This is a genomic window from Spongiibacter sp., from assembly GCF_041602295.1.
In the GTDB taxonomy this organism is placed as follows: Bacteria; Pseudomonadota; Gammaproteobacteria; order Pseudomonadales; family Spongiibacteraceae; genus Spongiibacter.
The window spans coordinates 1-8,210 of the sequence record NZ_JBFIGO010000111.1 but is presented as its reverse complement, the minus strand read 5'-3'; the positions used below and the strand labels follow the sequence as shown (position 1 = coordinate 8,210).

The 8,210-nt window shown below is 58.9% G+C and carries 8 protein-coding genes; 3 read left to right on the top strand and 5 right to left on the bottom strand.

What is annotated here, in order from left to right; genetic code table 11:
• Positions 1–187 precede the first annotated feature (187 nt).
• Together ABYM29_RS13590 and ABYM29_RS13585 are read right to left on the bottom strand one after the other, a co-directional pair.
• A complete protein-coding gene (locus ABYM29_RS13590; protein ID WP_372865316.1) occupies positions 188–1,291 on the bottom strand; it encodes a hypothetical protein in 1,104 nt (367 codons plus the stop codon).
• Between the two features lie 679 nt (positions 1,292–1,970).
• Complete coding sequence (locus tag ABYM29_RS13585; RefSeq protein WP_372865315.1) at positions 1,971–2,612, bottom strand: GNAT family N-acetyltransferase; 642 nt, start codon at positions 2,610–2,612, stop codon at positions 1,971–1,973.
• Positions 2,613–2,729: 117 nt separating this feature from the next.
• On the opposite strand from ABYM29_RS13585, the gene ABYM29_RS13580 reads away from it, so the two are divergent.
• Together ABYM29_RS13580 and ABYM29_RS13575 are read left to right on the top strand one after the other, a co-directional pair.
• Positions 2,730–5,120, top strand: a complete 2,391-nt coding sequence (locus tag ABYM29_RS13580) for a neutral/alkaline non-lysosomal ceramidase N-terminal domain-containing protein (protein ID WP_372865314.1) — start codon at positions 2,730–2,732, stop codon at positions 5,118–5,120.
• Positions 5,121–5,307: 187 nt separating this feature from the next.
• Positions 5,308–5,676 (top strand): hypothetical protein, encoded by a 369-nt coding sequence (locus tag ABYM29_RS13575; RefSeq protein WP_372865313.1) that lies wholly within the window; start codon positions 5,308–5,310, stop codon positions 5,674–5,676.
• 72 nt (positions 5,677–5,748) lie between these two features.
• On the opposite strand, the gene ABYM29_RS13570 is transcribed toward ABYM29_RS13575, so the two are convergent.
• Entirely contained in the window at positions 5,749–6,498 is a 750-nt protein-coding gene (locus tag ABYM29_RS13570; RefSeq protein WP_372865312.1) for an SDR family oxidoreductase, read from the bottom strand.
• A 106-nt stretch (positions 6,499–6,604) separates the two neighbouring features.
• On the opposite strand from ABYM29_RS13570, the gene ABYM29_RS13565 reads away from it, so the two are divergent.
• Positions 6,605–7,027: an MAPEG family protein gene (locus ABYM29_RS13565; RefSeq protein ID WP_372865311.1), complete on the top strand. Its 423-nt coding sequence runs from the start codon at positions 6,605–6,607 to the stop codon at positions 7,025–7,027.
• Here ABYM29_RS13565 and ABYM29_RS13560 read toward each other — a convergent pair whose 3' ends face one another.
• Positions 7,028–7,852 carry an SDR family oxidoreductase gene (locus ABYM29_RS13560; RefSeq protein WP_372865310.1) on the bottom strand — a complete coding sequence of 275 codons (825 nt, stop codon included), beginning with the start codon at positions 7,850–7,852 and terminating at the stop codon, positions 7,028–7,030.
• 27 nt (positions 7,853–7,879) lie between these two features.
• Positions 7,880–8,210, bottom strand: a 331-nt coding sequence (locus tag ABYM29_RS13555; protein WP_372865309.1) for an acyl-CoA dehydrogenase family protein, incomplete at its 5' end; no start/stop codon positions are given.

Genomic DNA, 8,210 nt, shown 5'->3' with positions numbered 1-8,210 from the left:
GCCCTCAAAAGGTCTCTACATTTACTGTTCGCCAGTGGCGTGCGCGCCCTGCGGGCAATTACTGCGAACGGTTTTGGCCTGGCTGATATGCGGTTCTTTACCGCGCTGTCGCTGTACACGGCAAAAGCCCAGGCCACACTGCTTGGCCTGGGCTCTACCCCTTTCTAGAAGTTAGCGAACATTAGCCTTACTCATCACCCGCGTAAGTGGCGAATGACGCCGATGAGCTCGCGCTCATATTGATGGCCACATCGCCGGCTTGAGGGCTGACGCCGTTGATTTCACCGCTGTAGTGCGCCGCAGCATCGGCAATCACAGACAGGCTGTTGGGCGATTCCTGCTTGTCGTCGCCAGCATCAACATCCTCAGCCGGTTGTGCATCGTCCTCCTGCGGATGGCTTTCGGGCTCGGCGCTGTCATTGGTATCGGCAGCCTCAGCCTGACTGGGCGCGTTGCCCCACTCACCGCTCGCCTGGGTCACACTGGCAAGCGTGGCCGCAACTGTGGCCGTCTGACCCGCTACGCCCTGCAGCTGACCGGCAATCGAACCATTGCCCGTCACCGCAGTACTGATGCTGGCAAGCAGGCCGTCGCTATTGCGCGAGGGTTCAGCATCGGCAGTTTCTGGCGCGGTGCTTTCTGCAGCGCTGTCATCACTGGCGACTTCCTCACTGGGCGCTTCGTCAGTGGCAGCCTCTTCAGCCGGTGCTTCTTCTGCATCCGCATCCGCCTCTTGTGCAGGCTCTTCTGCCGAAGCCACTTCGTCGGCAGTTTCCTGACGACCCGCTGTCACTTCACCCACCACTGAGGTCGCAGATTCCAGCGAGCCACTGATATCGCCCAGGCCATCAATACCACCGCTGGCATTGGCAATAATATCGGCGGCCGCCGAGACACTGCCCGCCACATCGCCCAGACCTTCAAGTCCCGGCAAGGTCATCGCGGAAGCATCACCCTGGCTGGAAATGGCGGCAACCGCATCGGTCACCGAAGAAAAACTGCCGGCACCGGCAAGCGAGCCTGTAGAAGCGCTATTGCCGCTGACTTCACCCACTGCCGACAGAGCATCGAGTCCACCACTGAGACCTACATTGGCCGAAGCGCTCATATCCGCCGTGCCGGAAAAGCTGCCGGAAACACCGGACAGGGCACCACTCAGGGACATGGCTGAAGCCGCGCCAACATTACCACCCAGATTTAAGGGCAGTGCATTTGAATTGACTGCTGTGATACCCGACAACAAAATGGCGGCAGCAATGGGATTTATACGGACGTGTTTAATTGTTTTCATGACGTTCTCCTGGTGCATATAAGTGTCGACTGAGCCGACTTAGTTATAGGGTGGCTGTTGTGTTCTGCCTCAGCTCCTCAACCGAAACATCACGCCACCGTCTTCTGCGATTGGGCTTGGGTGAATCATCACCTTTGCCGGCCCGCACTTTGAGTAAAGCTTTTGCTATCCGGAACTTCCACTATTTTTCGCAGGCTCGACCCGTTTGTTGACAATTCTCAATTAGGGACTAAACCGCAGAGTTAGAGCAAAGAACGCTAAAAATAAGCCAAATCAGCCCCTTACATTTTTACGGTGAAAACCCTATAACTTATTTAAGTAAATAGTTTGCAGAGAGAAAAATCAGCGTGAAGTAAACAGACAACCGAGAAGACACTCGACCGGCTACGCTGCGCGGCAGCGTCGACTTGCCGAAGTCGTTTGCGCTTCAGCACACGCGCCTCGCGACAGAGAACGCAGGGGAATTATCACTGGGAATCGCGCTTACGTGTTGCGGCCTTGCTCACGCCATAGAGGGTGTATGGGAACTGCGCCATGGCCGGCACCGAAACGCCGACCGAGAGATAGAAGCCCCGTGAACAAAAACCAAAGGCGAGGGGTAGCAATAATTTCGCGCGGCGCGCAGCAGGGCAGAAAAAACCACGGCAAAATTTACGCAGTGCAGTAGCGACCCAACTAACTAACTGCGCGGCTCTCGCCACATCGCCTCCAGCGGCGGGCAGCCCGCTACCGGTTCAATCATGGCGCGGCGCTCAAAACCCAGGCTGTGGTAAAAACGGCAATTCGCCGGATTGCTGTTTTCCAGGTACACCGGCGTAGCGCGGCGATCGCAGGCACTGAGCACCGGCTCCAGCAAGCGCCGCCCAAGACCACGACCGCGACCCGCCGCGACAACACCGACGCTAAACAAATACACATGGGGCTCACTGGGGTGCTGCATATCCATGGCCCGACCCACCGCAAGGCCGCGACGCAGCCCTGCCACACCGTCGTCCGCGACAAAGGCCTGCGCCGTCGACAGCAGGCTGCGCAACGGCGGCGCGAACGTCCCGCCCGGCATCATCCACATCGTCGCAGCGAGATCCTCGCCACCCTCGGAGAGAATCTGACAGAAGCCACGGGGCGCATACAAATGCCTGGCCATGGCGGCAAACATCTTGTGCATATTGCGCGGCTGCTTGAACAACCAGTTGTTGAACGGGTCGTCACGGAAGGCATCGGCAGTAATCGCCGCCAACTGCGCCGCCGCGGCTACGCCGACACTGGACACCGAGGGACAGCCCGCCACATCGGCGGCACTGACCAAGACTGTTTTACTCATTCTCACCTCACATCGCTGCCCACAGTGACGACTATGCCCAGGCAGTGCCCTTGCGGTAAGCTGAGCACTTGCACCGCAGTACTGTTTACCATTACCCATCAAACCACGGAAGCCGCTATGCCTGCCATTGTTAGCAAAGCCCTTCGCCCATTCGCCGGCGTCAGTATCGCACTGCTACTCAGCGCCTGTGGCAATGGCAACTCCGACTCTGAGCGCGGCGCCAGTGCCGAACAACTGGCCAGTCAGTGTCTAGCCAACAGCCCGGTTCACGCCTACGGCGAGGGCCTGCACGCGCCCTCGGCACGCACTCTGCCCGCGCCAGCCAGTGTTGCCGGCGGCGCCCCCGCGCAGCTGTGCAACGGCAACAGCGACTACCACTTTGGCGCCGCCAAAGCCGACATCACCGGGCCGGCGGGCGGCAAGGTACATATGGGCAATGAAAGCACCGATAATTATTCGGCCGGCATTCACATTCGTCAGTACGCCCGCAGCTTTGTGGTCCACTCGCCCTGCAACGACAAGCGCGTGGCAATGGTACTTACCGACACTGGCATGATGTTCGAATCGGTGCGCCAGGCGGTATTGGACGCGGTAGCCGCCGACAGCGAACTCAGCGGCCTCTACGGCCCCGACAATATTATGCTGAGCGCCAGTCACACCCACTCAACTCCGGGAGGCCAGGCGCACTATACGGCTTACAACACCTTTCGTCTCGGCCACGACCCGCAAACCTTTGCAGTGACCGTAGACGGCATTGTGCGATCGCTGCGACAGGCGCAGCGCAATCTAGCCGCCAGCCCGCAAACCGGAAAAATCCGCTTGAATCAGGGCGAACTACTCGGCGCCAATAAATCCAGGGCCATCCCCGCCTACCTGGAAAACCCCGCCGCAGAGCGGGCCCAGTACGTAGACATCAATGGCAACGACATCACCACCAACCGCCTAATGACACTACTGCGCCTGCAGCGCGCAAACGGCAAGGAGGTGGGCAGCATCAACTGGTTTGCCGTGCACCCAACCTCCGACGCCCTGTCGGAGTACGGACTGGGAGCCGTGCCGATCAGCGGCGACAACAAAGGCTATGCCGCCTACCTGTTTGAGCGCATCAAAGGCCGCAGCGACAACGAAGATTTTATCGCCGGGTTTATGCAAGCCGACGAGGGTGACGCCTTCAGCCAACTGTGGTTCGACAACGACGACATGCGTGCGCTGCGCGATAGCGCACTGCCGGCCAACGAGCCCAGTCCGGTCACCGTGGCCAATGGCAGCGCTCAGCTCAATCACGCACTCACGCTATACAGCAGCGCCCAAGACTCGCTGCACGGGCCCATCGACTACCGATTTGGCTATGTAAAAATGGACGAGGTTGAAGTGACAGACCCCGTGGTACTGGCCTCCCTGCAACATCCCGCTGAACTGGACAGCGCCGAAAAACGCACCTGCACCGCGGCCATGGGTTTCTCCTTTCCCGCTGCCGGCCACGGCGCCCAACCCGGCGAGCAGAGTTACTTCACTCCGGCGGGACTGAGCTGCCGCGACCCCGATTATTTTGCCAGTGTGCAAAACGATGTGCTGACCCTGCTCAGTGCCAAGCTGCCAGTGGAATCCCTCAGCTATGCGGTGGGTTGCAACCTCAGCCTTCTGCCCGGTCTGAATCTGTCCTGCCAGGCGGAAAAACCGATTTTATTTGTGTTTGGCCCACCGCTGAATGTGTCGGCAAACATCCTCCCCTTCCAATTGTTTCGCATCGGCAACCTCGCCATCATTGCCCTGCCCTGGGAGATCACCACCATGGCGGGGCGGCGCATTCGCGACACCGTATTAAGTGAATTGAAACAGGACGGCGTGGACTACGTGGTGATTAACGGCCTGGCCAATGACTACGTCAGCTACCTGACTACCCGCGAGGAGTATGCCCTGCAAATGTACGAGGGGGCATCGAACCAGTTTGGCCCCTGGTCACTGGCCGCAGTGCAACAGGAAATGCGCCGCCTCGCCGTCGATATGGTCCAACACACTGCCACTGACCGCGGGCCGACACCGCCGCGCACCAGTGCCACACTGACACAAGTGCTGCCGCTTAATGTACTCGACAGTACTCCTGCAGGTATCAACTTTGGCGACACCCTGGAAGACGTCGCCACCAGCTATCTCCCCGGCGATACCGCCCGCGCATTGTTTCAGGCCTCCAGCCCCAATCACGACCTGAAGACCAACAGCAGTTTTCTGTTTGTCGAGCGCCAGCTGGGCAATGGCGAGTGGCAGACGATTGCCAGTGACGCCGACCCGGAAACCAGCTTTGTCTGGCATTCCGATTCAGAGCAGCCCCAGTTTAGCCCCAGTCCGTTTTCACAAGCCGAAATCCTTTGGCGCATTCCCAAAGACACGCAAGCTGGCCGCTATCGGCTGCGGTTTGAGGCTTCGGCGAACAGCCTCGGCAGACTGCAAAGTTACCAGGGACTGTCCTCAGAATTCACGGTAAGGGGAACGCCCGACCGCTGCCCCTAAAGCCTGCATCAACACCAGCAGAGATGGCCGCACAGCACTGCGCCCATTTCTCACGCACGCTGCCGCTCATTTCCCGCGCACGCTGCCGCCGATTTCTCACAATCGCTTAAAGTAAAATACCCTTAGGGCAGCCTGCGCGGCTGTGTAAACTCAGGACACACCACAACTAGCCGACGGGATAGGGCATATGGAAATGCACTTTTGCAGACAATGTAAGCAGACTCTGCCTTTTTTAAATGACATTGAATTCGATATCATCGCCCCGCTGCTTCCCCCGCCAAGCAACCCTGCACTGTCGGCACAGGAAAGTCAGCTTCACGAAAAAATCCCTCTGGATATTTTTGAACGCATCACCGGCTTGCGGCTCGACAAGCCCAGCGACATCCACCACCACCGCCTAAAACACTACAACGGCCAGTGCGGCCGCTGTCACCGCTTACTGCCGCGCATCGCAACCGTGAGAAACCTGCAACGACAGGGCCAACAAAGAAAGCTGGGGAAGCTGCGCCAGCTAACGCAACTGCGGGCAATACGCGATATGCGGCCACCGCAGTAATCACCGCGCTGCGGAACACCGGGCTCACGCCAGCCTAGCGATACCATTAAGCCGAAAAACACGCCCCAGCGGCTAAGTCATTTTCGCCACCACCGCCAGCGGCATAAACTTCATCAACCAGCCCATGGGAATCCACGGCCAGCCCGGCACCTTGGCTTCACCCGGTTCTTTTTCAATGGCCTTCACCAGCGCCTTGCAGCCGGTTTCCAGGTCCACCCGCATCGGCGCTTTTTTCAACTCTTCATTAATCGGCGTCAGAATAAAGCCCGGCAGGATGCAACTGACCTTGATCGGCGTGCCGATCACATCTGCACGCAGCCCCTCGGTCATGGTGCGCAGCCCGGCCTTGGTGGCGGCGTAAATATTAATGGCGCGGGGCATACCGCGCAGCGCGCTCATCGAGGAAATGGTCACCAGGTGGCCGGCATTCTGCTCGCGGAATATGGTCATCGCCGCCTCACACTGCGCCAGCGCACCGGTAAAATTGGTCTGCGCGGTGAGCAAATTGGCGTGGAAATAACCCGTACCCATCGAGGCTCCCTTGCCCATGCCGGCATTGACAATCACCCGGTCGAGGCTGCCCAGCTCGTCGCGAAACTCATTGAATACCGTAAACACCCGCTCGAAATCGCAGACATCCAGCGCCTTAATCAGCACTTTTACACCCGGGTGCTGCTCTTCAATGTCAGCCTTGATGGCCTCCAGGTTTTCCACCCGGCGGGCACACAGCGCCAAATTACAGCCCTTGGCGGCAAACGCGCGGGCCATGCCCTCGCCGAGGCCGGAGCTGGCACCGGTAATCAAAATATTTTTTCTAAACATAGCGTCCTCTGATCTCATTTCTATTGTTGCTGATGTTGTTATATTCAGCGTTCTAGCCGGCGCGCCGCTGCGCAAGACAACCGCTAACAAATAAAAGGAAACAACGATGAATAGTTCGCCAATCTTGCTGCCGGTCATCATTCTGGTGCTGTGGAGCCTGGTAGTACTCACCTGGATGGCCTGGGCGCGATTACCCGCCATGCGCAAGGCGCGCATGCCCCCCAGCGCCGGCGAGCGCACCGCTGAACTGGCCACCCAAATGGACAAGCATATCCAGTGGAAGGCCGATAACTACAACCACCTGATGGAACAGCCGACCATCTTCTACGCCACCACGCTGGTGCTGGCATTGATCGGCCAGGGCGACGGCATCAACCTCTATCTGGCGTGGTTCTACGTCGGCTGCCGGGTAGTCCACAGCATTGTGCAGGGCACCAATAATAAGGTGATGGTGCGCTTTAGCATTTTTGCCCTGAGCAGTGTGGCGCTGCTGGCACTGGCCATTAACGCACTGATGGCGCTGTGTTAATCAGCCCTTGGCGCGCATCATCCCCGCGGTATTCTTCAGCATAATATGGCGATAGAGCTTGTAGGGTAGCAGGCGCTTGAGCATAAAAAAGCGTTTGCTATCACTGTGCGTAAGAATATGGAAATCCCGGCGCTGCACTCCCTTGTACACCTTTTCGGCAATCTCTTCGGCGCCGACTTTCGCCTTGTTCACCAGCTTCTGGGTCATCGCCGTGCTGCTGGGATCGGAGGCGCGCAAGGACTCCGCCAAGTTAGTGCGAAAGAACGCCGGGCACACCACCGACACTGCAATATTGTCGCGTTCCAGTTCCAGGCTGAGGCTCTCTGACAGCGCCACCACCGCCGCCTTGGTGGCGCAGTAGGAGGCCATTTTCGGCGGATGGATAATGCCCGCCAGCGACGCCACATTGACCAGCTGGCCGCCGCCCTGTTCGCGCAGCAGCGGCGTAAACACCTTGCAACCGCGCACCACGCCCAGCACATTGATATCCATCACCCACTGCCAGTCCGCCATGGGAAAACTGTCAATGGCACCGGCAGTGGCCACACCGGCATTGTTGACCACAATATCCACCCCCGCCCAGTGCTGTTTCAGCCAGTCGGCGGCGGCCTGCAAATCGGCTTCTTGCTGCACATCGCAGTGCAGATAGTGGGCTGTTGTGCGGGCCTGCAGCACGGCCAGTGTCTCGGCCCCACGCTCATCGTTAACATCGCCAATACACACCGAGTAGCCGGCGCTGGCGAAGCGCTCGGCCAGCGCCCGCCCCAAGCCGGAAGCGCCACCGGTGATAAATACCCGCGCTTGACCCTGATTATTGCTCGCCATAGCTTTTCTCTCTGCTGGGGTTTAACACTAGTCGTACTTGGCAAATTCGAGCCGCGCTATCAGGTTGCGGTGCACCGCATCCGGGCCGTCGGCAATGCGCAGCACCCGCGCCATGGCAAACATCGACGCCAGCGGCGTGTCATTGCTCAAACCGGCGCCGCCATACATCTGAATCGCCTCATCGACCACCTGCTGCAAGACATTGGGGGCGACGACTTTAATCGCCGAGATTTCACTGAGCGCCTTCATCGCGCCCACCTGATCGATCATCCACGCGGCGTACTGGGTGAGCAATCGCGCCTGGTCGATGGCAATGCGCAGATCGGCGATACGCTCGGGATTGCCGCCCAGCTTAATC